This window comes from Salinicola halophilus, from assembly GCF_003206155.1.
Taxonomy (GTDB): domain Bacteria; phylum Pseudomonadota; class Gammaproteobacteria; order Pseudomonadales; family Halomonadaceae; genus Salinicola; species Salinicola halophilus.
Window position 1 is genome coordinate 89,539 of record NZ_PZJV01000002.1, and the last position, 24,900, is coordinate 114,438.

A 24,900-nucleotide genomic window follows, 5' to 3' on the forward strand; every position below is an offset into this window, starting at 1 on the left:
CGCGCCGCCGCCCCCATTGTTGGCGGTCGAGGTGACAGACCATGAGTGAAACCGTACGTATCGACAAATGGCTCTGGGCGGCACGCTTTTTCAAGACGCGCCAGCTGGCCAAGAAAGCGATCGAAGGCGGCAAGGTCCGCTACAACGGCAATCGTGTGAAGGTGAGCCGAAACGTCGAGGTCGGCGCGCTGATCGAGGTGCCGCAGGGCTGGGACAATGCGGTGGTCGAAGTGCTCGAGCTATCCGATCAGCGCCGCGGCGCCCCCGAAGCGCAGAGGCTCTACGCCGAAACTCCCGACAGCATCGCCCGACGCGAGCGCGAAGCTCACAATCGCAAGCTGGCCAACGAGGCGATGCGCCCGCCGATCAAGCGACCCGACAAGCGCCAGCGCCGCGATATCCAGCGGTTTCAGCGTAACCCGAGCGACGATTGACTTAGGTCCAGCGTCCAGGCGACGCGACCAATTTCCCTTTTCCAGAAGATCGGCGGCGATACCACGTGCCGTCGGTCGACGAGACCGATCCATGAACGACCAGATTCAACGTTTTCTCTTCGACGATACCAACGTGCGCGGCGAGATCGTCCAGCTGGAGCAGGCCTACGCCGAGGTGCTCGCACGCCACGACTATCCGGAACCGATTCGCCTGCAGCTCGGCGAGCTGCTCAGCGCCGTGGCGCTGCTGACCGAAACGGTGAAGCTCGACGGCACCGTGAGCCTCGAAGTGCGCGGCAAGCAGGGCGTCGACGTGCTCATGGCGGAATCGAACCCCGGCGGCGAACTACGCGCGATCGCGCGCTTCGACGAGTCCCAGGTGTTCGCCGACAACGCCAACCTGCGTCAGCTCATCGGCGACGGCCAGATCGTGATCACCCTCGATCCCAAGGAGGGCAAGCGCTATCAGGGGATCGTGGCGGTCGAACACGAAAGCCTCGCCGGCTGTCTGGAGGCGTATTTCGCCCAGTCCGAGCAGCTGGCGACACGCCTTTGGCTGAGCGCGGACAGCGAGCGGAGTGCGGGACTACTGCTCCAGCAGCTTCCCGACGATGCCGCCAACCTCGACCCCGACGCCTGGAACCGGCTGACCCAGCTGGCCTCGACGATCACCGACGAAGAGCTCTGCACGGTCGCCGCCGAGGACATGCTCTATCGGCTGTTCCACGAGGAGACGACCCGGGTCTTCGAACCCAAGGCGCTCGCATTCGGCTGCAACTGCTCGCGAGAACGCTTCGCCGATGCGCTCCATACGCTGGGTGCCGAGGAGCTGCGCAGCATTCTCGAACAGCAGCAGGCCGTGGATACGCAGTGCCATTTTTGTCATACCCGTTATCACTTCAGCGCCACCGACATCGAAGCGATCATCGAATCTCCCCAGGCACCGTCTCCTACCGTGCACTGAGCGGCGTTTAATACTTCGATGTCGGCCACCGCCGCGCGGGGCGGCCGGCGTTTGCGCCCCGGACGCTTTTTGCCATAATGGCGATCCTTTTTGCCCGCCACACGTCGAAGTTGCCGGTCCCAGCGCACGGCGTCGTGTTCGCGGCGGGCAGCGACGCTGTGAAACGACACGAACAGAGGCCTTCGAGCCCAGGACGAGATGATGACCACGCAAGCCACCGCTTCGGCTGCCGTTGATGCCCGCTCGGCGAAAGCGCACACCGACCTGACCACGGCCGAACTGGTCGAGTATGCCTTGGCACGCAACGAAGGCGTACTGGCCGCCAACGGTGCGCTGGCGGTGGAGACCGGCGCGCGCACCGGTCGCTCGACGCTGGATCGTTTCATCGTCGACGAGCCATCGACGTCGGATCTCATCGACTGGGGACAGGTCAACCGCCCGATCTCCCCGGACGTCTTCGACGCGCTCTGGGAACGCGTCGAAGACTACCTCGCCGGTGGCGAGACCTTCGTGTCCGATCTGCACGTGGGCGCGGACCCGGAGCACTACCTGCCGACGCGTCTGGTCACCGAGCTTGCCTGGCACAACCTCTACGGGCGCAATCTGTTCGTGCGCCCGGAAGGCTACAACCCCAAGGGCAAGAGCGAATGGAGCGTTCTGAGCGCTCCGGGTTTCGTCTGCGAGCCGGAGCGCGACGGGACGCGCTCCGAATGCACCGTCATGATCAACTTCGCCCGGCGCAAGGTGCTGGTGGCGGGCATGCGCTATGCCGGCGAGATGAAAAAGGCGATGTTCTCGGTACAGAACTTCCTGCTGCCCGAGAAAGACGTGCTGCCGATGCACTGCAGCGCCAACGTCGGCGAAGACGGCGAAACCACGCTCTTCTTCGGGCTCTCCGGCACCGGCAAGACCACGCTCTCCGCCGACCCGGATCGCTACCTGATCGGTGACGACGAGCACGGCTGGGGCGAGGGCACGGTATTCAACTTCGAGGGCGGCTGCTACGCCAAGACCATCGATCTCTCGCGCAAGAACGAGCCGATCATCTGGGACGCGATTCGCTTCGGTACGGTGCTGGAGAACGTGGTGCTCGACGCCGAGCGCCAGCCGGATTACGGCGACGACAGCCTCACCCAGAACGGCCGTGCGGGCTATCCGCTGGAGTTCGTCGAGAAACGCGTCGAGGAGAACCGGGCCGGCGAGCCCAACGCGATCATCTTCCTGACCTGCGACATGAGCGGCGTGCTGCCGCCGGTCTCGGTGCTCTCCAAGGAGGCCGCGGCATATCACTTTCTCTCCGGCTACACCGCGAAGGTCGGCTCTACCGAGATGGGCTCGACCAGCACGCTCTCCGCGACCTTCTCGACCTGCTTCGGGGCGCCGTTCTTCCCGCGCCCGGCGCACGAGTACGCCGAGCTTCTGATCAAGCGCATCGAAGCCTTCGGCTCGCGCGTCTATCTCGTCAATACCGGCTGGAGCGGCGGAGCCTACGGTAAAGGCGGCAGTCGTTTCAGCATTCCCACCACGCGGGCGATCATCCGCGCGATCCAGGAGGGCGATCTCGCCGACATCGAGACACGCCGCATCGAGGGGCTCAACCTCGACGTGCCGGTGGCGGTGGAAGGCGTCGATGGCAAACTGCTCGACCCGCGCGAGGCCTGGGACGACGGCGAGGCGTACCAGACGCAGCGAAACGCGCTGATTCAGCAGTTCACCGACAACTTCGCCAAGTTCGACGGCGTGGACGACGCGATCATCGCCGCCGGCCCGCAGCGGCAGTGAGGTTCGCCGGCCGACGCTGATGTCGTCTCGTGTTCGGCGAGTGGCTCGTGCCGGGCGAATGGCATATATCGACGCGGGGAGGGCTTCGGCTCTCCCCGCGCTGCGTTGTGAGGGGCGATCGTCGGGCCGGCGGTCGCGCAACGGCCGGCATGGGAGCAGGGCGGGGGCTGTGCTAACGTGGCGCGATCTTGTCTCTCACGATGGTCGCCATGCCCTCTATGTCATCCTCTGCTTCTGATGCCGTCACCGCGGCGCAACACACCATCATCTCGCTGATTGCCGACGAACTCGGCGCTCGGACCGCCCAGGTCGCCGCTGCCGTCGAATTGCTGGACGGCGGTGCCACCGTGCCGTTCGTGGCGCGCTACCGCAAGGAGGCGACCGGCGGCCTCGACGATGGCCAGCTGCGCACCCTCGAAGAGCGTCTACGCTACCTGCGGGAAATGGAGGAGCGGCGGAGCACGATTCTCGAGACGATCGCCGAGCAGGGTCAGCTCACCGAGGCGCTACGCGGCGAGCTCGTCGCCGCGGCGACCAAGCAGCGTCTCGAGGATCTCTACCTCCCCTACCGCAAGAAGCGCCGCACCAAGGCGCAGATCGCTCGCGAAGCCGGTCTCGAACCGCTGGCGACGCGGCTGCTCGACGACCCGACGCGCGACCCCGAGGCCGAGGCGTCAGCGTTCACCGACGCCGCGACGGGGCACGCGAACGGCCTCGAGGACGCCAAGGCCGCGCTCGACGGCGCCAAGCAGATCCTCATGGAGCGTTTGAGCGAGTCCGCCGAGCTGGTCGGTCGCCTGCGCGAGCGGCTCTGGGAAGAGGGCGAACTTCGGGCGCGTCTGGTCAAGGGCAAGGCGCAGGAGGGCGCGAAGTTCTCGGACTACTTCGAGCACGACGAACGCCTCGCCAGGACGCCGTCGCACCGGGCGCTGGCGATGTTCCGCGGGCGCAACGAGGGCGTTCTGTCCTTAACGCTGGCGATGGCCGGCGAGGATGACGCGCCGATCCATCCCGCGGAGGTCGCAATCGCGCGTCATGCGGGTATCGCGCTGGATAGCGAGGCGCCGGCCTCGCGCTGGTTGAAAGAGGTGGTGCGCTGGACCTGGCGGGTCAAGCTCTACACGCATCTGGAGACCGAGCTGATGGGGCGGCTGCGCGAGCGCGCCGAGCAGGAGGCGATCGACGTCTTCGCCGCCAACCTGAAGGATCTGCTGCTCGCCGCGCCCGCCGGACCGCAGGCGACGCTGGGGCTCGATCCGGGGCTGCGCACCGGCTGCAAGGTAGCGGTGGTCGATGCGACCGGTCGGCTGCTCGATCACGCCACCATCTATCCTCACGCACCGCAGAATCGCTGGAAGGACTCGCTCGAGACGCTGAGCGCCCTCGTCGAGCGCCACCAGGTAACGCTCGTGGCGGTGGGCAACGGTACTGCCAGTCGCGAGACGGATCGCCTCGCCGCCGAACTGATCGCCGGGGTCGAGTCGCATCGCGTCGCCAAAGTGATGGTCAGCGAGGCGGGCGCCTCGGTCTATTCTGCCTCGGAGCTTGCAGCGAAGGAGTTTCCGGATCTGGACGTCTCCATTCGCGGCGCCGTCTCGATCGCGCGACGGCTGCAGGACCCGCTGGCGGAGCTGGTCAAGATCGATCCCAAGTCGATCGGCGTCGGCCAGTATCAGCACGACGTCTCCCAGCTCAAGCTCTCGCGTAGCCTGGAGGCAGTGATCGAGGACTGCGTCAACGCCGTGGGCGTCGATCTCAACACCGCCTCCAGCGCGCTGCTCTCTCGCGTCTCCGGGCTGAGTTCGATGATCGCCGAGAACATCGTGGCACGGCGCGACCGCGACGGCGCCTTCACCAGCCGACGCGAGCTGCTCGAGGTCGCCCGGCTGGGACCGAAGACGTTCGAGCAGTGCGCCGGTTTCCTGCGCATCATGGGCGGCACCAACCCGCTCGATGCCAGCGCCGTCCATCCGGAGGCGTACCCGCTGGTCGCCCGTATCGCCGAGCGCAACGGCCGTGCGCTGGGCGAGCTGATCGGCGATAGCCAAACGCTCAAGTCGCTGAAGCCCACAGACTACGTCGACGAGCACTTCGGTGCGCCGACGGTGATCGACATCCTGGGGGAGCTGGACAAGCCCGGGCGCGATCCGCGTCCGGCGTTCAAGGCCGCCGAATTCCGCGACGGCGTGGAGAAGATCGCCGACCTCGAGCCCGGCATGGTGCTCGAAGGGGCGGTCACCAACGTGACCCACTTCGGCGCCTTCGTCGACGTCGGCGTCCATCAGGACGGTCTGGTGCACATCTCGGCGCTGGCGGAGACGTTCGTCGAAGACCCGCGGCAGGTGGTGAAAGCGGGGGATATCGTCAAGGTGAAAGTGATGGAGGTCGACGTCGCCCGCCAGCGTATCGGACTGTCGATGCGCCTGAGCGACGAGCCGGGTGAGAAGGCGTCGCGACGCCCCGCCGAGCAGGATCGCAAGGGAGGGCGCGGGCAACCCAAGCGCGAACGCAGCCGAGGCAATGCCAAGAGCGACAGCCAGCCGGTCGGCGCGCTGGGCGCGGCGCTTCTCAAGGCGCGCAAAGGGTCGTGAAGCGTCGCGTCGGGACTTCGAGGCCCGCATCGAGGCGCGGCGAGCGACGGGCGATGATCGTTAGCCTTGAAAGCGCCATCGCTGACTCCATAATGAAGCTTTGCTCACAACGGGGCAGCGCGACGCTTACTGGCATTCGCGCGGCGTCGCTGCACGGACAACGGGAGAGCGTCGCCTCTCCCCATGGAATAAGGTGTTGAGCGTGTCTGATCAACTCGCCACGAACGTCGGTCGGCTGATGACGCCGGCCCGCAACGGATTGCTGGGTCGTCTGCGGCGGGGCATCGAGAAGGAAGGTCTACGGGTCGACGACGGCGGGCGTATCGTCTCGACGCCGCATCCGCACACTCTCGGCGCCAAGCTGACGCACCCCCACATCACGACCGACTACTCCGAAGCGCTGCTCGAGTACATCACGCCGGTCTATTGTCGCCCTGCCGACGCGCTCGGCTTTCTCGACGACCTGATGCGGTTCAGCTATCGCCATCTCGATGGCGAATGGATCTGGCCGGCGAGCATGCCGTCGCGTCTCGCGGGCAACGACAGCATTCCCATCGCCGACTACGGCGATTCCAACGTGGGCACGATGAAGCGGGTCTACCGTCATGGGCTGGACGTGCGTTACGGGCGCATCATGCAGTCCATTGCCGGTATCCATTACAACGTCTCCCTGCCGGAGGATATCTGGCCGCTGCTGCAGTCGCTGGAAGGGCGCGAAGGAGAGTCGCTCAAGTCCTACCGCTCGGCACGCTACTTCGACCTGATCCGCAACTTCCGCCGCAACAGCTGGCTGCTGCTGTATCTCTTCGGCGCTTCGCCGACGGTGGATCGCAGCTTCTTCGGCGAGAAAGGGCCGGACGAGCGCAGCGACAAGCTCGAGCGCTGGGGAGAGAGCGGCGACACGCTCTACGCGCCCTACGCCACCAGCCTGCGGATGTCGGATCTCGGCTACCAGAACAAGGTGCAGTCGCAGCTCAAGATCTGCTTCAACTCGCTCTCCAACTACGTCGGCACGCTGCGTCACGCCATCTCCACCGAGTGGCCGGACTATCGGCGTATCGGTGTCGAGACCGACGGTGGCTGGCAGCAGCTCAGCGCCAACATTCTGCAGATCGAGAACGAGTACTACAGCGATATCCGTCCCAAGCGCGTGGCGCGGCATGACGAGACGCCGACCCAGGCGTTGGAAGCGCGGGGCGTCGAGTACATCGAGGTGCGCTGTCTCGACCTCAATCCCTTCCTGCCGCTGGGCATCGACGAGCCGCAGATGCGTTTCATCGATACCTTCCTGCTCTGGTGTCTGCTCTCCGAAAGCCCGTGGATTCCCGACGAGGAGTGCGACCGTCTCGACGACAACCGCCGGCTGGTGGTCGAACGCGGCCGCGACCCGTCGCTGAAGCTCCAGGTCGGCGAGCGTCAGGTGCCGCTGGCCGAACGTGGCCACGAGATCGTCGAGGGGATGCGCGGTGTCGCGGAGCTGCTCGACGCGATCGAGGGCGATACCCTGCACGTTGCCGCGATCGACTCTCTCGCCAAGCGCCTCGACGATCCCGAAACCACGCCCTCGGCGCAGGTGCTGCGCGCGCTCGAGGCGCACGGGGGGGAGTGGACGGACTGGATCACGGACCTGGCGAAGGCGCAGGCGGTGCAGTGGCGAGAGACCGCCATGGATAGCGCCCGCGAGACGCTGTTCGACGAGCTGGTGGAGACCTCGCATCGCCAGCAGCGCGACATCGAGGCCGAAGACCAGACGGATTTCGCCCAGTTCCTGCGCGACTATTTTGCCCGGGCTCGGGAACCGCGGCCGGCCGCGTGACTCTCAAGTGCGGCGCGCCCGTCGCTGGCGGGGGCGTCGTTCATGCATGCCGGCGCGCGTCCGGTCCAACGGTGACAAGCGATGCAAATCAAGCAGTGTGTGGCGCAGGCGAGCGTGCGTCAGTGGAGTCTTCTCGGGCTGGCGTTCTGCGTCGCCATGATGGCGGTGGCGCTCTTTCTTCAGTACGGACTGGGGCTCGAACCCTGCCCGCTGTGCATCTTCCAGCGAGTGGCGGTCATGGCAGCAGGATTGATCTTCTTGATCGCCATGTTGCACGGCCCCAAGCGCTGGGGCGGCATCGTCTACGCCGTACTGGCGCTGATGGCGGTGTTTGCCGGCATCGGCGTGGCCGGTCGCCACGTCTGGTTGCAGACCCTGCCTCCGGATAGTGTCCCGAGCTGCGGTCCGGGATTAGACTACATGGTCGATGTGATGCCGCTGTGGGATGTGTTCTCGCGAGTCCTTTCGGGATCCGGCGAGTGCGCCGAGGTTCACGGCATCTTTCTCGGCGTGACGCTGCCGCAGTGGACGCTCGCCGGCTTTGCGATACTGGCGCTGATTCCATTGACGATGCTGGTAACGCGACTTCGCCGAGACCGGGCGTCGACTCGCCCTGCCGGCTGAGTCACCGCATTCGACCCGGGCGCTGTCGCCCCCGAAGAGAGGAAGAGAACGATGCTCGAACACTGCCGAACGGCGCAGGAGCGATGGGGCGGGGTGCATACGCTGATCGATCGCTGGCTCGAACAGCGTCACGACCTGCTGGTGCGGTTCGTCACCCTCACCGATGCCTGCGAGGCGGACATCGACACGGTCTCCAAGCGGCGGATCGACGCGTTGAGCGAGGCGCTGATGGACTACGTCAGCGCCGGCCATTTCGAGATCTACCCGCAGCTTCGCGAAGAAGCGAAAGCGTTCGAGGATGCCAAGGCGCTCGAGGTCGCCGACCGCTTGCTCGCGCGGGTCGAGACCTCCACGCGCATGGCGCTGGATTTCGAGGCGGACTACGCCACGTCCGCCGACTGCCAGCGTCATCGGGAGCGGCTGCCGACCTGGCTCGGTCGCCTGAGCGACGCACTGAGTGAGCGTTTCGTGCTCGAAGAGCAACTGATCGAGCGCGTTCACGCCATTCATGCCCCTATGGAAACGCCAACCGTCGTCGATCGCGACGTTCCCTGATACCGGCGCGATGCGGCTGCCCGGGCGCTAGTGTGAGGGTCGAAGCGCCGTGGCGGAGCCGATGGTTGCCGCGCCTTTGCCGATCCGTCGTCATCACGCCGGCGTCCTCGCCACTGATTCACCGGTTTCCCTGCCGCTAGCGGTCTTCGTCGCTAGAGAGGCCAAGCTCCCCTGCGCTCAGTCTCGCAGTGAGACGACTCGCCACTCCCGTTCGACGGCGAGCGCGCGGAGTTGGTCGTCGGGATCCACGGCCACCGGGTTGGGGACTTCTTCGAGCAAGAAGCGGTCGTTGATGGAGTCGCTGTAGAACCAGGCGTCGTCCAGCGTGAGCCGCGGCTGCGCCTCCAGCCAAGCGTTGATCCGGGTGACCTTGCCCTCGCGGTAGCTCGGCACGCCCTCGAGTTTGCCGGTGTAGCGCCCATTCTTGCGCTCGATCTCGACGGCGATGAGATCGTCGACCCCCAGTCGCTCGGCGATCGGCCCGGTAATGAAGCGGTTGGTCGCGGTCACAATGAGCAGGAAATCGCCGCGTCGACGGTGCCAGGCCAGCAGCTCTTCGCCTCGCGCGAGGATATGCGGCTCGATGCGGCTCGCCATGAACTGCTGATGCCAGGCCTTCAACTGCTCGTCGCCGTGCTCGGTCAGCGGTTTCAGCGCCATTGCCAGATAGGCTTCGAGATCGAGCCTGCCTTCACGGTAGTCGCTAAGGAACGCGTCGTTGGCGCGCCGATAGGCTTCGGCGTCGACGGCGCCCTGCTCGACGAGAAACTCGCCCCAGGCGTGATCGCTGTCGCAGCTCAAGAGGGTGTTGTCGAGATCGAAGATCGCCAGGCTCAAGGTGGGCTCCCTGCTGTCGGTGTATCGTTGTCGATGGGTCGTCATCGACGGTTCGTTGCCAAGGTGCGGCGCGCGTTTTTGATCGGCAATCGACGCCGTCGTCGAGCGGTCGGTGAGTATCGCAAACTCGCGCTACCTTGCCCACGTTGGTGCAAGCATCGATAGTGGACTGATTCGCGAAGCGTTAGAGGGCTTATTGATGCCCTTTCGCGCTTTGTGGAAGAATGCTCCCAACGATGATTGAGTTAAGGTGAACTCCGTGATAGACGGCGACGGCTTTCGGCCGAACGTTGGCATCATCATTGCCAACTGTGACGGCCAACTGCTCTGGGCGCGTCGGGCGGGACAACAAGCGTGGCAATTTCCGCAAGGAGGGATCAAGGCCTGCGAATCACCGCAGCAGGCTCTCTTCCGGGAACTCGAGGAAGAGATCGGGCTGACATCCGGTGATGTCGATGTCGTGGCCTGCACGCGAGGATGGCTGCGTTACCGTCTCCCCAGACGCATGGTACGAACGCATTCGAAACCGGTCTGCATCGGCCAGAAGCAGAAATGGTTTCTCTTGAAAATTCGCTGCCACGACAGTCGTGTCTGCGTCGACAGTACGCCGAAGCCGGAATTCGACGGCTGGCGGTGGGTGAGTTACTGGTATCCTCTGGGTCAGGTGGTCTCGTTCAAGCGCGAGGTCTATCGGCGCGCGCTACGCGAGCTGGCGCCGGATTTCCACCGCCTGTCGCTCGAGGAGATGACGCGATAAGTCGGTGAGGCGCTAGGTCGGCGACCCGACCCTTCCGACGGTGCGACAGACCGGTGGTTCAACCGGCCGGTGAGGATCGCCGGCCGGCCCACTCCGCGAGATGCGATCGATCCACTCGCGCTTCGACCAGTGCGCCCATGGAACCCGGCGTCCGGCCAGCGGTTCGGGAGAGTCACGCGGGACAACCTTCGGGCCCGCTCACAAAAACCCGCCAAAAGAACAACGCCCATGCTCGATACCCTTCGTCGCATCGTTCAGGAAGTCAACGGCGCGCGCAGTCTGGACGCGGCGCTTGCGACCATGGTGCGCCGCATTCGCAAGGCGATGCGTACCGACGTCTGCTCCATCTACCTGTTCGACCGGGAGCGCGATCGACTCGTGCTGATGGATACGATCGGCCTGCGGACCCAGGCGGTCGGTGTCGTGGCACTCGAACTCGGTGAAGGGCTGGTCGGGCTGGTCGGGCGGCGCGAGGAGCCGCTCAATCTCGAGGATGCGCCGGCGCATCCGCAGTTTCGCTACTTCGAGGAAACCGGCGAAGAGCGCTTTTCGAGCTTTCTCGGGGTGCCCATCATTCATCAGCGCCGGATGCTCGGCGTGCTCGTCGTCCAGCAGCAGGAGAAGCGGCGCTTCGATGAGGGCGACGAGGCGTTTCTCGTCACCATGGCGGCTCAGCTCGCCGGCGTGCTCGCGCACGCGATCGTCTCGGGGACGCTCAATCGCCGGGCCCAGCCCGACGGTCAGGCGATGTTCTCCGGCGTGGCAGCGTCTCCTGGCATGGCCATCGGCGAGGTCGTGGTCATCGCACCGCCGGCGGATCTCGACGGCGTACCCGATCTGATTCCTACCGATACCGAGGCCGAGGTCGCGCATCTCCACACCGCCATCGCCCGCGTACGCGAAGAGATCCGCGACGCCGGTGCGCGGCTGGCGAGTCGGATCTCGGCGCAGGAGCTGGCGCTCTTCGACGTCTATCAGCAGATGTTGGGTGATGCAGCGCTGGGTAACGAAGTCGAAAAGCGCATTCGCGAGGGGCAGTGGGCGCCGGGGGCACTGGCCGACGTGGTACGCCGCCATACGCAATATCTCGAACGCGTCGACGACGGCTACCTGCGCGAGCGTGCGGCGGACGTACGCGATCTCGGTCGGCGCGTTCTCGCGCACCTGCAGGAGGACAACGCGCGCAAGCCGGCGCGCTACCCCGAGAACACGATTCTGGTCGGCGACGAGATCAGTGCCGCGATGCTCGGCGAGCTGCCCAAGGAGCGTCTGGCGGCGCTGGTTTCGGTGCGTGGCTCGAGCAATTCGCACGTGGCGATCCTCGCCCGGGCGATGGGAATCCCCACCGTGCTCGGCATGGTCGATCTGCCGCTGCCGCGGATCAACGGCGCCAAGGCGATTCTCGACGGCCACCGGGGAACGCTGTTCGTGCGGCCGGAGCCGCAGCTGACCAAGCGCTACGCGCGACTCATCCGTGAAGAAAAAGCGCTCTCCGATGTGCTCGAGCACGAGCAGCACCTGCCCAGCGAGACGCCGGACGGCCACGTCATGCCGCTGCTGGTCAATACTGGCCTGATCGTCGACGCCGTGGCGCAGCTCAAGCAGCGGGTCAGCGGGGTCGGACTCTACCGCACGGAGGTGCCGTTCATGATGAACGAGCGCTTCCCCAGCGAGCAGGAGCAGACCCGGCTCTATCAGGAGCAGCTGGCGAGCTTCGCGCCGCTGCCGGTGGTCATGCGGACGCTGGACATCGGCGGCGACAAGGATCTGCCGTACTTCCCGATCAACGAAGCCAACCCGTTTCTCGGCTGGCGTGGCATTCGCGTCACGCTCGACCATCCCGAAGTGCTGATGGTGCAGCTGCGCGCGATGCTGCTCGCCTCCCGCGGGCTCGACAATCTGCGCCTGCTGCTGCCGATGATCACCAGCATCGACGAGGTCGATACGGCGCTGCGGCTACTGGCACGCGCCCGCGAGGAGCTGGCGGAGGATGGCATCGACGTCGCGTTGCCGCAGGTCGGCGTGATGATCGAGGTGCCCGCCACGCTCTATCAGCTCTCGGCGCTGGCCGAGCGGGTCGATTTCTTCTCCGTCGGCAGCAACGACCTGACGCAGTACCTGCTCGCCGTTGATCGCAACAACGCGCGTGTCGCGAGCCTCTACGACGCCTGTCATCCGGCAGTACTGAGCGCGCTTGCCCGTCTCGCCGAGGAGAGCCGGGCGCTGGGGATTCCGACCTCCGTCTGCGGCGAATTGGCCGGTGACCCGGCCGGCGCACTGTTGCTGATGGGCATGGGTTTCGATGCGCTGTCGATGAACGCGCCGAGCCTGTCCCGGGTGCGGGCAGCAATCCGCCGGGTGCCGCTCGAGGAAGCGCGCGAACTCGTCGGCGAAACGCTGACGTTACCGACTGCTGCGGTAGTGCGGGCGCACCTGCGCCAACGTCTTTCCGACTGGCAGATTGGCCACTTGCTGCCACCGCAGGACTAGCGCCACGCGACCGGGGCTCGCGACAGGCGCGGTCCAGACCTCACCGGCTCCCGTCAGACGGCAGCGGTCGTCAGCGTCACGCTCTCTCGAGCGATCCTGCCCCAGGGACCGAACGACGTCTCCTCGAGCGTCGTCTCACCGCTGATACGGACCGCGGCCAGCGTCAGCGCGCGGGTACCGTAGTGCTTGCCGCGAATGAAGGCGGGAGAGAGGAACCGCTCGAGCGCAGGGTCGACGCCGGTTGCCGGCAGCATTGCGTCGGCGGCGATTCGAGGATTCTGCAGGGCGGTGCGCATAGCGGCGTGCCAACCCTCGACGGCCACCGCTTCATCGACGCCATTCGTCGTGGCCACGCGCTCGCCGCTGGCCCGTCTGGCCGTGCTCAGTGCCTGGGCGACCTTGGGCCAGGGGGTGTCGAGCGTCGCGTTGGAGAGCGCGTGGCAGCCCGGCTCGACGCGCGAGAGTCGAGTCCCGCGACGACCGTGATGCAGATGCCAGAGCGTGCCGGCGCGCAGCGCGAGCAGGTTGAAGCCGGCGTAGGCCTCGGCGGCGCCGTGCCTGAGCGTCTGCAGCCAGGTCTCGAGGTCATCGCTTTCGAGCGCGGCGCGCACCAGCTCGCCGCGACTCGGCGGCGAGAGCGGCGCCAGCCCCGCCGGCTCGCGGACATTGGTCAGCGCGGCGAAGCGGCCTCCAGGGGCGGCGGCAAGCCAGGTGCCGCCGCGCTCGCCGTCGCGACCGCCGATGATCATCGCATCGGGCCAGCGATGCAGGGGCAGGGCCGGGCGCGCATAGACCTCGTCGCGGTTGGCGGCGACCTTGAGCGGTACCGCAGCATTGGGCTGCCAGTCGAAGACGATCAGGCACATGGGGGCCTCGCGGGGTGGGGCGCTGGCGCCATGACAGCGGGGGGCCCTGAGCGTACCATGAGCACGCTATCGGCTACCGCCGTTCTCGACTCGCAAGGACCGACGACCATGTCTACTGCCTCATCGGCTTTCGGTGCCGATGTCTCCCGCTCTGTCCACTGGGGATCGCAATGCTGATCTCGCTGGCCATCTATCTGCTCGTGGGCGCGCTGGCCGGACTGCTCGCCGGTATTTTCGGGATCGGCGGCGGCATCGTGATCGTGCCGGCACTGGTCTTCACCTTCGTGCTGCAGGGGATCGATACGGCGATCGTGGCGCACCTGGCCGTCGGGACGTCGCTTGCGACCATCGTCGCGACGGGGGCGTCGTCGGTCTGGGGACACTGGCAACGGGGAAGCGTGCGCCGCGACTGGCTGATGCTGATGATCCCGGGGCTGTTGACGGGCGGTATCCTCGGCGTGGTGCTGGCCTCGCTGCTGCCGGGGGCAGCGTTGACGCGGCTGTTCGGTGTCTTCGCGATCGCGATGGCGTTGAAGATGCTCCTGTCGCGTCCGCCGGCGACTCAGGGCCGAGAGCCGCGACGTCTGCCGATGGTGCTCGCGGGCAGCGTGATCGGGGGTGTCTCGACACTCTTCGGCGTGGGGGGCGGGGTCATGTCGGTACCGTGGCTTTCCCGCTTCACCAGCCGCATGACCGAAGCGGTGGGGACGTCGTCGGCGATCGGCATGCCGATCGCCCTGATCGGTACGCTGACCAACGTCGCGGTAGGGTGGGGACACGACGGGCTTCCGCCCGGGGCCACCGGTTACGTGATGTGGCCGGCGTTTCTCGGGCTCGCCATCGCCAGCGTGCCCATGGCGCGGGTGGGCGTGAAGGTCGCCCACGCATTGCCTGCCAGGACCCTGCGACGTATCTTTGCCCTCCTGCTGATCGTGGTAGGCGTCAAGCTGGTCATCGGCTGACCTTCGACCCGCCCGATCCGGATCATCTGTCGTCAAGGAGAGAGCATGCTGGCCTACCCCGATATCGACCCGGTCGCGGTGTCACTGGGGCCGCTTCAGGTTCACTGGTACGGGCTGATGTACGTGGTCGGTTTCATCGGTGCCTGGTGGCTGGGACGCAAGCGTGCCGACCGCTTGGGCCTGAAGCCCGACGACATCGGCGACATGCTCTTCTACGGCGCGCTCGGCGTGGTGCTCGGCGGGCGAATCGGCTACGCGCTGTTCTATGGCCTCGACCGATTCTTCGACAATCCGCTGTGGATATTCGAGCTCTGGGACGGCGGGATGAGCTTCCACGGCGGCCTGCTCGGTGTGCTGCTGGCGGCACTGCTGTTCGCACGCAAGCATCGGCTGGCGTTCTTTCAGCTCACGGATTTCATCGCGCCGCTGGTCCCGATCGGACTCGGCGCCGGTCGTATCGGCAACTTCATCAATCACGAACTGCCCGGTCGGGTGACCGACGTACCCTGGGCGCTGGTCTTTCCCGGCATGGGCGAGCAGGGGCGACACCCGTCATCGCTCTATCAGTGCTTTCTCGAGGGCGTGGTGCTGTTCACGATACTGTGGCTGGCCTCCCTCACGCCGCGTCGGCGCGGCTTCATTTCCGGGCTCTTCCTCGTCTGCTACGGCGTGTTTCGCTTCATTTCGGAATTCTTTCGCCGACCGGATCCGCAGCTCGGCTTCATCGCCTTCGACTGGTTGACCATGGGTCAGCTCCTGTCGCTGCCGATGATCCTCGCCGGCGCGGCGCTCATCGTCTGGTCGCGGCGTAACGGCGTCGACGATGCTCGCGGTGCGCCAGCAGCCTGATTTCAGACGCGATACTATCGGCAAGACACTATGCGTCCCTCGTCGCCGACGAGGGCGCCCAGACATTTCAGGAGTGTGCCCATGCGGCCCTATCTCGACTTGATGCAGCGTGTGCTGGACAGCGGCATCGCCAAAGCCGACCGCACCGGCACCGGTACCTTGAGCGTCTTCGGTCACCAGATGCGTTTCGATCTGGCTCAGGGATTCCCTCTGGTCACCACCAAGAAGCTGCACCTGCGCTCGATCATTCACGAGCTTTTGTGGTTTCTGCGCGGCGATACCAACGTCGCCTATCTTCACGATCACGGCGTCAGCATCTGGGACGAATGGGCGGACGAGAACGGCGAACTCGGCCCGGTCTACGGCTATCAGTGGCGCAGCTGGCCGGCGCCCAATGGCGAGTCGATCGATCAGATCGCAGCCGTCGTCGATCAGATTCGCCGCAACCCCGACTCCCGCCGCCATATCGTCTCGGCGTGGAACCCGGCGCTGGTCGACGAGATGGCGCTGCCACCGTGCCACGCGCTGTTCCAGTTCTACGTCGCCGACGGCAAACTCTCCTGCCAGCTCTATCAGCGCAGTGCGGATATCTTCCTGGGCGTGCCGTTCAATATCGCAAGCTACGCGCTGCTGACCCATATGGTGGCGCAGGTCTGCGGGCTCGAGCCGGGGGATTTCGTGCATACGCTGGGTGATGCGCATCTCTATGCCAATCACCTCGAGCAGGCCAAGCTGCAGCTCTCGCGTGAGCCGATGCCGCTACCGCGGCTGCGGTTGAATCCGGCGGTCGAGGATCTGTTCGATTTCCGCTTCGAGGACATCGAGATCGAGGACTACCAATCCCATCCGGGTATCAAGGCGCCGATCGCGGTATGACTTCATCGACTTCCCTACGCGTCTGCGACACGCCGATCGCCATGATTGCGGCGCTGTCGCGCAATCGCACCATTGGCGTCGGCAATCGTCTGCCATGGTATCTCCCCGAGGATCTCAAGCATTTCAAGCGCAAGACGCAGAGCAAGTCGTTGGTGATGGGACGCAAGACGTTCGAGTCCATTGGCCGAGCGCTGCCGGGACGGCTCAACATCGTCGTCACGCGTGACGAGACCTACGCGCAAGCTCCCCGGGTCCAAGACGCCGGCATTCGCGTCTGCCATTCACTCGAGGCCGCGCTCGAACTCGCCGATGCCCAGGCCTTGATCGACGGCGCGGATGAGATCATGGTCATGGGCGGCGGCGAAATCTACGCGATGGCGCTGCCCCTTGCCGATCGCCTCTACTTGACCGAGGTCGACGTGGAGATAGAAGGCGACGCGCACTTCCCGGCGATCGATCCCGACGACTGGCGAGAGGTCGAGCGCATCGCGGGTAACGCCGAGCCCGGTCAGCCGGGCTATGCCTTCGTTGAGTACCGCCGCGCCGCTGGGTCCGGCACAATCGTCCAACCTCGCGGGCAGCATTCGCCGGAGATGAGTGACGAACCGTAAATTCGAGAGGAGCGGGTCGTGTTGACGGATCGAACACAGGCACTACTGGCCGCGATCGAGCATCAGGTCGAAGCGAGTCAGGCAGCGCTGGCAGCCGAGCGTGATCGCGCGCGGGCACTGGAAGCTGAGAATCTTGCGCTCAAGGAGCGTCTACTGGCGCTCGCCGAGCTCGACCCGAGTTTGATCAGCGGCAACGCCCATCCCGAAGACCCGGATGGCGGCAGCCGGGCGAGAGGCTTGGGGAGTCTGGCGTTTCGGCGGCCCAAAACCCGGCATGAAACCCACGAGGAAGAAGTGCCGCGGCCGACACCGCTGCAGCGGTTCACCTCGCCAAACGTTGTGAAGCCGGAAGGTGTACCGCAGCCGGAAGCGCACGCGGCAACGTCGTCCGCGGAGAGTCGGGGCGATGTCCGGGAGGCGCTGAGCGATGGGGCGGCGCCGGGCGAGGCCGAGAGGTCGGAGAGGGTCGAGACGGGCCCCGCCGAGCCTGACACGCCCGAACCCGAAGGGGATTCGCTCTCGCCACAGGCGCTTTTAGCCCAGTGGCATCAGCGCTATCCGCAAACCTTTTTCAAGGGACATACCCGGCCGTTGAAGACCGGCATCCATCTCGATCTTTGCGAAAGAGAACCTTGGCCGGAAAAGCTCGTGCGGCGAGCATTGGCATGCTACGTCCATCTGCCGCGCTACCTCAAATCGGTACGAGAGGGCACCAAGCGTGTCGATCTCGACGGTGCCGATAGTGATATCGTGACGCAGGAAGAGGCCAAACATGCCAAGCGCCAGCTCGAGGCGCTACAGAAAAAGCAAAAGGCGCGTCAGAGCGAGCGGCGAGCGGACAGCCTGGATCGTAAAATCGGTGAGCTGCTAGCCAAGCACGGTCAATCGCCCTCCTGAATGACATCATACCTTGGCAGGGGATGCTGATCGCTCACGGCGCCGTTTTACTTGCGTCGTGAAGAGATCCAGTCCCCGGGGAGCTCCGCAGTGTGCGCGAGCGTCCTGTCGTATGTCATTGAAATGAAACGCAGTAGAGGTAACGTGGCGATCCACGTATCGTCCTTGAGGGCCGTTTCAAGGTCTGTGTCAAGACGATTGGCGGGCGATACGCAGGCAACGAAAACAGTGTTTTTTTCTTGTTGCGTTCGCTGAATCCCCGGTATATGGTTTTCCGGCGAGCATTGGACAATAACAAGGCTTCAGAGTTCCACAGCCGTCATTCGTTCGCGTGACGATGCTGGTTGAAGGTGCCGAAGCCGACTGCATCTGCAGACACGATCGAACAGAAAGCTAGTAAAGGAACCTATCGCGATGAAAAAGACGCTCTTAGCGACTGCTATTGCTGGTGCCCTGGGCGCCTCCGCTGCGGCTCAGGCGGCGACTGTCTATAACCAGGACGGCACGCAGCTCGACATCTACGGCAACATCCAGATCGCTTATCGCTCCATCAACAACGACGACGGCAATGCCGAAGACGACGTCTTCGACAACGGTTCGACCGTCGGGTTCTCCGGTCTGCACGTCATCAACCCGGGCCTGACCGGCTACTTCAAGGCCGAGTTCGAGCACGACGCCGACGAAGAGAAGGCCAACGGTGGTCTGAACAGCGGTGACCAGGCTTACCTGGGCCTGAAAGGCAACTTCGGTGATGCGCGTCTCGGTTCCTGGGATCCGCTGATCGACGACTGGGTCCAGGATCCGATCTCCAACAACGAATACTTCGACGTCAGCGACTCCAGTGCTGCAGCCCTGAAGCCATTCACCGAAGATCAGGATACGCTTTACGGTACCAACGACCGTGAAGGCGACAAGTTCCAGTACATGTCTCCGGTCTGGAATGGCCTTCAGTTCGCCGTGGGTACCCAGTACAAGGGTGATAAGGAAGACGCCGACGACGGTGATATCCAGCGTGACGACAGCAATGCCTCTTTCTACGGCGGTCTGAAGTACGCAGTTGGCGCCTTCTCCATCGCGGCCGTCTACGACGACCTCGATAACTACGACGGTGAGTTCGCCAACGGCGACAACTACGAGTCCGGCGACCAGTACGGTCTGACCGCTCAGTACACCATCGATACGCTGCGTATCGCGGCCAAGGCCGAGCGTTACGACAGCGAACAGGGTGATTCCGACGCTGACTTCTACGCGCTTGGTGCCCGTTACGGCTACGCCTTCGCCGACAACTTCGCTGGCGACATCTACGGTGCTTACCAGTACATCGACGTGGAAGACGGCTCCAACTTCCTCAACGGTGATGACTCCGCTAACGAAATCGTTGGTGGTGTGACTTATAACATCTCTCCGGCGATGTACACCTTCATCGAAGGTGCGCTGCGTGACCGTCAGAATGACCAGGGCGACGGCGTTGCCGTCGGTGCCGTTTACAGCTTCTAAGCTGACACGATCCGAGTGGTCTCGACCGCTCCATCGAACGAAGCCGGCCCCTCGGGGCCGGCTTTTTCGTGGGTGCCCGAAAAACCAGCAAAGATTTCATCGGGCCTGCGACTCATTGAAACGTTGAACGAATCGAGGCGGTCGGCTCGCGGGACCGCATATTGAAGGGACTCGTCGACGGCCCCGTCGTCGCCAGAGCGTTTGCCTACCGGTGGCACGGATCGGCTTACCGCAACGTGAATGACCGAAACCCGGTCGCGAGAGTGTGCTTTACGAGACCGGGAGCGAGCCGGAACCGAAAACGGGGCTGATCAACGTTCGGCGAGGCGGACGATTCGATGGCGAAGCTCGGGGTCGAAGAGCGCGCGGCTGCGGGCCTGGGCTCGAGGTAGCGCCTCGGCGTAGTGGAGACACTCGTGCTCGATCGTCAGCCAGCCTCGAGACATCAGCGTGTCAAGAATGTCGCTGAACAGACGCTTGTCGAAGAACTCCGGCGCGTCGAGTCCTGCCAGCAGGGTGAGTCGTTCGGCGAGGTGCCGGCCGTGGGCTTCGAGCGAATCCCGGGTGAGCGTCCCGTTGGGATGGCGAAGCAGGATCGCCACCAGCAGGTAGGCGCGCTCGAGCGTGGGCTGGACCAGCTGGCCGAGCAGGCGAAGATGCTCGCTCGACTGCCAGTGCCCCGGCTGGCGATGCCATTCCCCGTCGTGAGATTCGAGAAGTTCGGCCGCTGTCAGCGCGGCGAGCGTTCGCCGTAGGGAGTCGGCAGGGCACTCGGGCGGCGGGAAGTGCAGTTCGCGGGCGAGTAGCGGCCAAGCGGGTGTAAGCGTTGGCTCCAACGTCTCCAGCGTGAAGACCGCGTTATTGCGAAAGGCGAAGGCAACCAGGCCGAAATGCGTGAACAGGTGCAGCGCGCCGTTGCGATACCACGTCAGTAGCGTCGCCTGTTCCGGCGACGCCGTAATCAGTTCTCCCAGCGCCTGTGGTTGACGTGTCACGAAGCCAAGCTCGATGGCATGCGTGATCCACGCATTCGGCTCGCCGATTGGCAACGTCAGACGATCGCTCGCCGGCACCGCCTGCTGTAGTCGCACCAGCAGCTCGATGTGCTCGCTGAGCAGATCGCATTCGATGGTGTGGTGCGGCGTCGCCAGTAGCGCCATCGCCACCAGTGAAACGGCGTTGAGACTCGCGGCCGCGTTGATACGCTGGGCCAGCGTTTCGCCAAGCGTCGGGACCACGTCGTTGAGCCAGGGAGGTCGGTGCTGCTGGCGTTGGGCTTCCCAGCCGGGAGCGTGAGCATCGAGGAAAGCTCTCAGCGAGAGCGGCTCTCCTACGCTCACGGTCACTCGACCATGAGGCTTTCGCAGATGGCGCAGCGCGTGCAGCAAGGCCAGCGGCGACTCCTTCTTCTTGGCCTCGCCCCGCAGTTCACGTAGATAGGCGTTACTCTCGAGCACCTTCTCGTAGCCGATATGAATCGGCACGAAGGCGACGTCTCGGACCGGATCTCGCAGGTAGGAGCGCAGCGTCATCGCCAGCATCCCGGGGCGAGGCGACATCATCCGACCCGTACGGGATCGACCGCCTTCGATGAAGTACTCGACGGGATGGCCACCTTCGACCAGCCGATGCAGATATTCGTTGAATACGCTGGCGTAGAGTCGGTTCTCCTTGAAGCTGCGACGCAGGAAAAAGGCCCCACCGCGCCGTAGCAGCGGCCCGATCAGCGGCATGTCGAGATTGCGCCCGGCCGCCACGTGCGGCGGCATCAGTCCCTCGCGATAGAGCACGTAGGAGAGCAGTAGATAGTCGATGTGACTGCGATGACAGGGAACGTAGACGAGTGTCTTGTCGCCGGCGATCGCTTTCACGGCCTCCAGACCGTGAACGTCGACGCCGTCGTACAGCCGATTCCAGAGCCGCTTGAGTAGCTGATAGCAGAAGCGCAGCACCGGATAGGACATGTTCGACGCGATCTCGCGCGCGTAGCGTTCGGCGCGCCGTCGCTCCTGCTCCAGAGAGGTAGCGTTGGCCTGCGCCGTTTCCTGAAGCGTTCGCTGTACGGCGCGACTGCTGACGACGCCGCGGACCAGCGTCCGGCGATGGGAGAGATCCGGCCCGAGTACGCGCGTACGAATCCGACGAAAATGCACCCGCAGTACGCGGGCGATCTTGCGTGGCAGCAGCGCTGCCGGCGTATCGTCGACCAGCGCGCGAAGCCGGATCGGCTGACCCCAGTGAGCTTCCAGCTGTCGTCCGTTGACGACGACCGATAGCAACCGGCGCAGTCGTCCGCTCCAGGCCCAGTCATCGGCGGCGAGCATCTTCCAGAAGCCGAACTCCTTGGCCGGTGCGCGGCTCCAGAAGACGCTCACGGGGACCAGCTGTACATCGAGTTCCGGGTGTCGGGAGAGCGCCTCCAGTAGCGGCTCGAAGCATCGGGTCGCCCGGGTCTGACCCAGTCGCCGGGAGCGGGGAAGCGCGATACACCCGGGTAGCGCCGTGTCGCCGATCATGACTGGGTTCGAAGCGCTTGGCAGGCCGAGTCGCTCGGTGAGCTGCGCGACGGCGGCCTCATCGCTCAACGCCGCACGAGGCATGACGTAGATCGTCGGCAGCTCGTGATCGATATCGGGCCTCTCGGGCTCGACGAGGCGAAACTCGAGCCATCCCTGGAGCGCCCGATTGACAAGCCGATAGCCGAATCGAGGCTGGGTACGCGCTTTCGCCATGAACGGATATCCCTTGTAAAAACACGAGTATAGCGGCATTGCAAGGCCCCGATGAAGCGCACTTCCCCTGGGGTGGCAAACGTGCGTCAATCGCAGCCTCGATGAGCGAGGGGGTGCGATGGGCGCGACGTGGAAAACAGGCAACCGGTTCGACCTGCTGCCGGAGGGGAAACGCTTCTGGCCGGCAATGCACGAGGCGATCGATCAGTCGCGCCGGTTCTTGTGGATCGAGCTCTATCTGATGGAGTCCGGCGAACTCGCCGAGCGTTTTATCACTGCGCTCACGGGTGCTGCTGCGCGCGGCGTGGAGGTCAAGCTGATGCTCGACGGCGTGGGCAGTATGGGGCTTACGCAGTCGGACCGGCAGCGGCTGGTGGCAGGGGGCGTCGAGCTCCGCTTTTTCAACCCGCTGGCCGTGTCGCGTCTCGGCGGTAACCTGATGCGCGATCATCGAAAGCTGGTCATCGCCGATGGCGAGGTCGCCTTCACCGGCGGTTTCGGTATCGTCGATGAGTTCATCGAGGCGTGGTACGAGGTCGCCGTCCGCATTCATGGACCGGTGGTCACCGACTGGATGCGGCTTTTCGTGCAGGTGTGGGACTCATCGCTGACCCGGGGCGGACGTCCGCGAGAGCGGCTGGCGCCTCGCCTGCGAACGGCGCTGCCGGAGAGTTCGGTAACGCGCGAGGCAACGGTGCGCGGGCGCGTCATCTCGGGGCGGGGGCATCGCTATCAAGCGATTCGTCATTCGCTGCATGGGCGCATCGGCAGTGCCGACAAGAGGCTCTGGCTCTGTACGCCCTATTTCGTACCGACGCTGAGCCTGCGACGCCAGCTCGCTCGTGCCGCCCGACGCGGCGTCGATGTTCGTCTGCTGCTGGCGGGCGGTCGTCACGACCACCCCGGCGTGCGCTACGCCGGCCAGCGCTTCTACACTCGGCTGCTGCGGGCGGGTGTCGCGATCTACGAATTTCAGCCCAGTTTCATTCATGCCAAGTTCAGCGTCGCCGACGACTGGGTGTCGCTGGGTTCCTGCAACTTCGATCACTGGAGCCTGCAGTGGAATCTGGAAGCCAATCAGGAGATCGACGACCCGGCTTTCGCCGACGAGGTGGCGGCGCTGTTCGAACGCAATTTCGCCACCAGTGAGCGTATCGACGCCCATGCCTGGGCGCAGCGGCCCTGGCATCAGCGGTTACGGGAGTGGGTCTTCGGAACGCTCAACGCCTGGGCCACGCGACTCAAGTAGCGAGTCGAGGCAGAGCCTCAGCGTTTGCCGCGCCCACCGCGACGCGAATTGCGCTTGGGCGAGCCCTTCGTGGCCGGCTTCGGGGGTTCCGGGGGAATGCGAAAATGCAGGTAAAGATCCAGCGTCAGCTCCGGGAGTTGCCCGGCGAGAGTCGTGAACTGGGCGTCATCGTCGACCATCTCGCTCATCTCCGGTTCGTCGTCGAAAAGTCCGGAGAGCGCCATGAACGGCAACAGCAGCGCGGCGACGTGGGCTTCGTCCTGCGCGAACCAGGCCGATTCGTCGAGAAAGACGCCGAGCATGAAGCCTGCACACCAGTCCTCGATGGCCGCGGCGGTGTCGCCTGTCTCGTCGAGCTCGGTGTCGAAGGGTAGCTCGACCCAGTTGCCGCGCTCGAGAATGTCCCCGGCGTTGACCTTGAGCGCTTCCAGCAGCGCCAGTATCTCGTCGCGCTCGGCGTCGCTGTCGAACGCGGGTTCACCGTCGAAGAGCTCCGGTACCCAGCGCTTCGCCGGGATCGGGTTGGGCGCCACGGCGAGGGCGACCAGAAAACCGTGAGCGGTGATCACGTCCGGCGCGTCTTCGCCCAGTGTCTCCGGCGACAGCGACTCGTCGAGTCGCGCTAGCGCGTCGTCATCCAGCGGCGGCCGGCTATCGATGGCTTCGTCTGGCGTGCCGGACTCTTGGCTGTCGGACATGAAGAACTCCGTTCATGGCGGTTGGCTGGGACGGGAGAGTGTCGACGTCGAGCTGGACGTCGGTTCCACTCGGCGGCATTCTACCACTCCCCGAGCGGGCGCCGCGCCCGCGATCGCTGCCTGTCCCTGGCCTTCGCCACCTCGTCGGGAGTTTCATGTCTGAACGTGGTTTGACGCCTGCGCTATCCCCGAGCAACGCCGCCGAGCTCGATGCCCTCGACGCCACGTCTCTTCGGGCACGCCTGTGCGAGCGAGCCGACGACGCCTGGCGGCTGGCATGCGAGATTCATCCCGCGCTGCCGCGGCCCCGCGTCTGGTTCGATCTCAAGGGGCGTAGTGCCGGCCAGGCGCATTACGGCCGGGGCGGATTGCGGTTCAACGCCGTACTGCTCACCGACAATCGCCACGTCTTCTTTGATGAGATCGTCCCCCACGAGATGGCGCACTGGCTGGTCTTTCACCTCGAGAACGGCGCGCGTGCGCGTCCCCACGGCCGCGAGTGGAAAGGCGTCATGCGTGGACTTTACGGCCTGACACCGCACGTCACCCACCGTCTCGACGTCTCTCGGGCGAGTCCTCAGCCCTATCTCTACCGATGTGACTGCGAAACGCCGCATCGCTTCACCGCCCGGCGTCACGCGATGGCCAGACGTGGCTCGCGCTACGCCTGCCGACGCTGCGGTTCTCGGCTGCGTTTCGAGCGGGTCGTTGCAGCCGATACGCCCGCTGTGCCGAACGCATGACGGTGTTTGCGACAAAGGTCTAATAGGGTCATACCGACACCGGCGTTATATGCTGGTGAGATACCTGATG

At 65.0% G+C, this 24,900-nt stretch carries 21 protein-coding genes; 17 read left to right on the forward strand and 4 right to left on the reverse strand.

Translation table 11 applies throughout. The annotated features are described in order from the left end of the window. Positions 1–41: 41 nt before the first annotated feature. From DOM33_RS08165 to rsd, 7 genes are all read left to right on the forward strand, one after another. The gene (locus tag DOM33_RS08165) at positions 42–434 is read left to right on the forward strand and encodes an RNA-binding S4 domain-containing protein (RefSeq protein WP_110667771.1); all 393 of its coding nucleotides are present in this window, start codon (positions 42–44) and stop codon (positions 432–434) included. A gap of 91 nt (positions 435–525) precedes the next feature. After that, a complete protein-coding gene (hslO, locus tag DOM33_RS08170; protein ID WP_110667773.1) occupies positions 526–1,398 on the forward strand; it encodes an Hsp33 family molecular chaperone HslO in 873 nt (290 codons plus the stop codon). A 198-nt stretch (positions 1,399–1,596) separates the two neighbouring features. Further along, complete coding sequence (locus tag DOM33_RS08175) at positions 1,597–3,180, forward strand: phosphoenolpyruvate carboxykinase (protein ID WP_110667775.1); 1,584 nt, start codon at positions 1,597–1,599, stop codon at positions 3,178–3,180. A 218-nt stretch (positions 3,181–3,398) separates the two neighbouring features. Beyond that, on the forward strand, positions 3,399–5,771 hold the full coding sequence (locus DOM33_RS08180; RefSeq protein ID WP_110667778.1) for a Tex family protein: 2,373 nt from the start codon (positions 3,399–3,401) through the stop codon (positions 5,769–5,771). Positions 5,772–6,009: 238 nt separating this feature from the next. Beyond that, positions 6,010–7,587 carry a glutamate--cysteine ligase gene (gene gshA, locus DOM33_RS08185; protein WP_110668608.1) on the forward strand — a complete coding sequence of 526 codons (1,578 nt, stop codon included), beginning with the start codon at positions 6,010–6,012 and terminating at the stop codon, positions 7,585–7,587. A gap of 81 nt (positions 7,588–7,668) precedes the next feature. Next, positions 7,669–8,211 carry a disulfide bond formation protein B gene (locus DOM33_RS08190; protein WP_110667780.1) on the forward strand — a complete coding sequence of 181 codons (543 nt, stop codon included), beginning with the start codon at positions 7,669–7,671 and terminating at the stop codon, positions 8,209–8,211. A 51-nt stretch (positions 8,212–8,262) separates the two neighbouring features. After that, positions 8,263–8,766: a sigma D regulator gene (gene rsd, locus DOM33_RS08195; RefSeq protein ID WP_110667782.1), complete on the forward strand. Its 504-nt coding sequence runs from the start codon at positions 8,263–8,265 to the stop codon at positions 8,764–8,766. A gap of 177 nt (positions 8,767–8,943) precedes the next feature. Here rsd and DOM33_RS08200 read toward each other — a convergent pair whose 3' ends face one another. After that, positions 8,944–9,603, reverse strand: a complete 660-nt coding sequence (locus DOM33_RS08200; protein ID WP_110667784.1) for a histidinol-phosphatase — start codon at positions 9,601–9,603, stop codon at positions 8,944–8,946. A gap of 259 nt (positions 9,604–9,862) precedes the next feature. On the opposite strand from DOM33_RS08200, the gene DOM33_RS08205 reads away from it, so the two are divergent. Both DOM33_RS08205 and ptsP read left to right on the forward strand, forming a co-directional pair. Continuing rightward, positions 9,863–10,360 (forward strand): RNA pyrophosphohydrolase, encoded by a 498-nt coding sequence (locus DOM33_RS08205; RefSeq protein ID WP_110668610.1) that lies wholly within the window; start codon positions 9,863–9,865, stop codon positions 10,358–10,360. A 228-nt stretch (positions 10,361–10,588) separates the two neighbouring features. Continuing rightward, entirely contained in the window at positions 10,589–12,850 is a 2,262-nt protein-coding gene (gene ptsP, locus DOM33_RS08210; RefSeq protein WP_110667786.1) for a phosphoenolpyruvate--protein phosphotransferase, read from the forward strand. Between the two features lie 53 nt (positions 12,851–12,903). Here the strand turns inward: ptsP and DOM33_RS08215 are convergent, their stop codons facing one another. Then, positions 12,904–13,716 (reverse strand): NRDE family protein, encoded by an 813-nt coding sequence (locus DOM33_RS08215; RefSeq protein ID WP_110667789.1) that lies wholly within the window; start codon positions 13,714–13,716, stop codon positions 12,904–12,906. Between the two features lie 170 nt (positions 13,717–13,886). On the opposite strand from DOM33_RS08215, the gene DOM33_RS08220 reads away from it, so the two are divergent. From DOM33_RS08220 to DOM33_RS08245, 6 genes are all read left to right on the forward strand, one after another. Further along, a complete protein-coding gene (locus DOM33_RS08220) occupies positions 13,887–14,678 on the forward strand; it encodes a sulfite exporter TauE/SafE family protein (protein WP_338053839.1) in 792 nt (263 codons plus the stop codon). A gap of 45 nt (positions 14,679–14,723) precedes the next feature. After that, entirely contained in the window at positions 14,724–15,527 is an 804-nt protein-coding gene (gene lgt, locus DOM33_RS08225) for a prolipoprotein diacylglyceryl transferase (protein ID WP_110667793.1), read from the forward strand. An 81-nt stretch (positions 15,528–15,608) separates the two neighbouring features. Continuing rightward, positions 15,609–16,403 carry a thymidylate synthase gene (locus tag DOM33_RS08230; RefSeq protein WP_110667795.1) on the forward strand — a complete coding sequence of 265 codons (795 nt, stop codon included), beginning with the start codon at positions 15,609–15,611 and terminating at the stop codon, positions 16,401–16,403. After that, the gene (locus tag DOM33_RS08235; RefSeq protein WP_110667797.1) at positions 16,400–17,014 is read left to right on the forward strand and encodes a dihydrofolate reductase; all 615 of its coding nucleotides are present in this window, start codon (positions 16,400–16,402) and stop codon (positions 17,012–17,014) included. The genes DOM33_RS08230 and DOM33_RS08235 overlap by 4 nt, the downstream gene beginning before the upstream one ends. 18 nt (positions 17,015–17,032) lie before the next feature. Then, a complete protein-coding gene (locus tag DOM33_RS08240) occupies positions 17,033–17,911 on the forward strand; it encodes a ProQ/FINO family protein (RefSeq protein ID WP_239495305.1) in 879 nt (292 codons plus the stop codon). A 414-nt stretch (positions 17,912–18,325) separates the two neighbouring features. Continuing rightward, positions 18,326–19,408, forward strand: a complete 1,083-nt coding sequence (locus DOM33_RS08245) for a porin (RefSeq protein WP_110667799.1) — start codon at positions 18,326–18,328, stop codon at positions 19,406–19,408. A 311-nt stretch (positions 19,409–19,719) separates the two neighbouring features. On the opposite strand, the gene plsB is transcribed toward DOM33_RS08245, so the two are convergent. Next, positions 19,720–22,140: a glycerol-3-phosphate 1-O-acyltransferase PlsB gene (plsB, locus tag DOM33_RS08250; protein WP_204352648.1), complete on the reverse strand. Its 2,421-nt coding sequence runs from the start codon at positions 22,138–22,140 to the stop codon at positions 19,720–19,722. Between the two features lie 118 nt (positions 22,141–22,258). Between plsB and DOM33_RS08255 the strand changes: the two genes are divergently transcribed. Further along, entirely contained in the window at positions 22,259–23,389 is a 1,131-nt protein-coding gene (locus tag DOM33_RS08255; protein WP_110667802.1) for a phospholipase D-like domain-containing protein, read from the forward strand. A 17-nt stretch (positions 23,390–23,406) separates the two neighbouring features. Here the strand turns inward: DOM33_RS08255 and DOM33_RS08260 are convergent, their stop codons facing one another. Beyond that, a complete protein-coding gene (locus DOM33_RS08260) occupies positions 23,407–24,087 on the reverse strand; it encodes a YecA/YgfB family protein (protein WP_110667804.1) in 681 nt (226 codons plus the stop codon). 155 nt (positions 24,088–24,242) lie between these two features. Here DOM33_RS08260 and DOM33_RS08265 point away from each other — a divergent pair, with 155 nt between their 5' ends. Continuing rightward, positions 24,243–24,830 carry a SprT family zinc-dependent metalloprotease gene (locus DOM33_RS08265; RefSeq protein ID WP_110667806.1) on the forward strand — a complete coding sequence of 196 codons (588 nt, stop codon included), beginning with the start codon at positions 24,243–24,245 and terminating at the stop codon, positions 24,828–24,830. Positions 24,831–24,900: the final 70 nt, after the last annotated feature.

Excerpts from the sequence above, each read along its gene's own strand:
- DOM33_RS08165 (WP_110667771.1), top strand. The coding sequence starts at position 42 with ATGAGTGAAACCGTACGTATCGACAAATGGCTCTGGGCGGCACGCTTT.
- hslO (WP_110667773.1), top strand. The coding sequence starts at position 526 with ATGAACGACCAGATTCAACGTTTTCTCTTCGACGATACCAACGTGCGC.
- DOM33_RS08175 (WP_110667775.1), top strand. The coding sequence starts at position 1,597 with ATGATGACCACGCAAGCCACCGCTTCGGCTGCCGTTGATGCCCGCTCG.
- DOM33_RS08180 (WP_110667778.1), top strand. The coding sequence starts at position 3,399 with ATGTCATCCTCTGCTTCTGATGCCGTCACCGCGGCGCAACACACCATC.
- gshA (WP_110668608.1), top strand. The coding sequence starts at position 6,010 with ATGACGCCGGCCCGCAACGGATTGCTGGGTCGTCTGCGGCGGGGCATC.
- DOM33_RS08190 (WP_110667780.1), top strand. The coding sequence starts at position 7,669 with ATGCAAATCAAGCAGTGTGTGGCGCAGGCGAGCGTGCGTCAGTGGAGT.
- rsd (WP_110667782.1), top strand. The coding sequence starts at position 8,263 with ATGCTCGAACACTGCCGAACGGCGCAGGAGCGATGGGGCGGGGTGCAT.
- ptsP (WP_110667786.1), top strand. The coding sequence starts at position 10,589 with ATGCTCGATACCCTTCGTCGCATCGTTCAGGAAGTCAACGGCGCGCGC.
- DOM33_RS08215 (WP_110667789.1), bottom strand. The coding sequence starts at position 13,716 with ATGTGCCTGATCGTCTTCGACTGGCAGCCCAATGCTGCGGTACCGCTC.
- DOM33_RS08220 (WP_338053839.1), top strand. The coding sequence starts at position 13,887 with ATGCTGATCTCGCTGGCCATCTATCTGCTCGTGGGCGCGCTGGCCGGA.
- lgt (WP_110667793.1), top strand. The coding sequence starts at position 14,724 with ATGCTGGCCTACCCCGATATCGACCCGGTCGCGGTGTCACTGGGGCCG.
- DOM33_RS08230 (WP_110667795.1), top strand. The coding sequence starts at position 15,609 with ATGCGGCCCTATCTCGACTTGATGCAGCGTGTGCTGGACAGCGGCATC.
- DOM33_RS08235 (WP_110667797.1), top strand. The coding sequence starts at position 16,400 with ATGACTTCATCGACTTCCCTACGCGTCTGCGACACGCCGATCGCCATG.
- DOM33_RS08245 (WP_110667799.1), top strand. The coding sequence starts at position 18,326 with ATGAAAAAGACGCTCTTAGCGACTGCTATTGCTGGTGCCCTGGGCGCC.
- plsB (WP_204352648.1), bottom strand. The coding sequence starts at position 22,140 with ATGGCGAAAGCGCGTACCCAGCCTCGATTCGGCTATCGGCTTGTCAAT.
- DOM33_RS08255 (WP_110667802.1), top strand. The coding sequence starts at position 22,259 with ATGGGCGCGACGTGGAAAACAGGCAACCGGTTCGACCTGCTGCCGGAG.
- DOM33_RS08260 (WP_110667804.1), bottom strand. The coding sequence starts at position 24,087 with ATGTCCGACAGCCAAGAGTCCGGCACGCCAGACGAAGCCATCGATAGC.
- DOM33_RS08265 (WP_110667806.1), top strand. The coding sequence starts at position 24,243 with ATGTCTGAACGTGGTTTGACGCCTGCGCTATCCCCGAGCAACGCCGCC.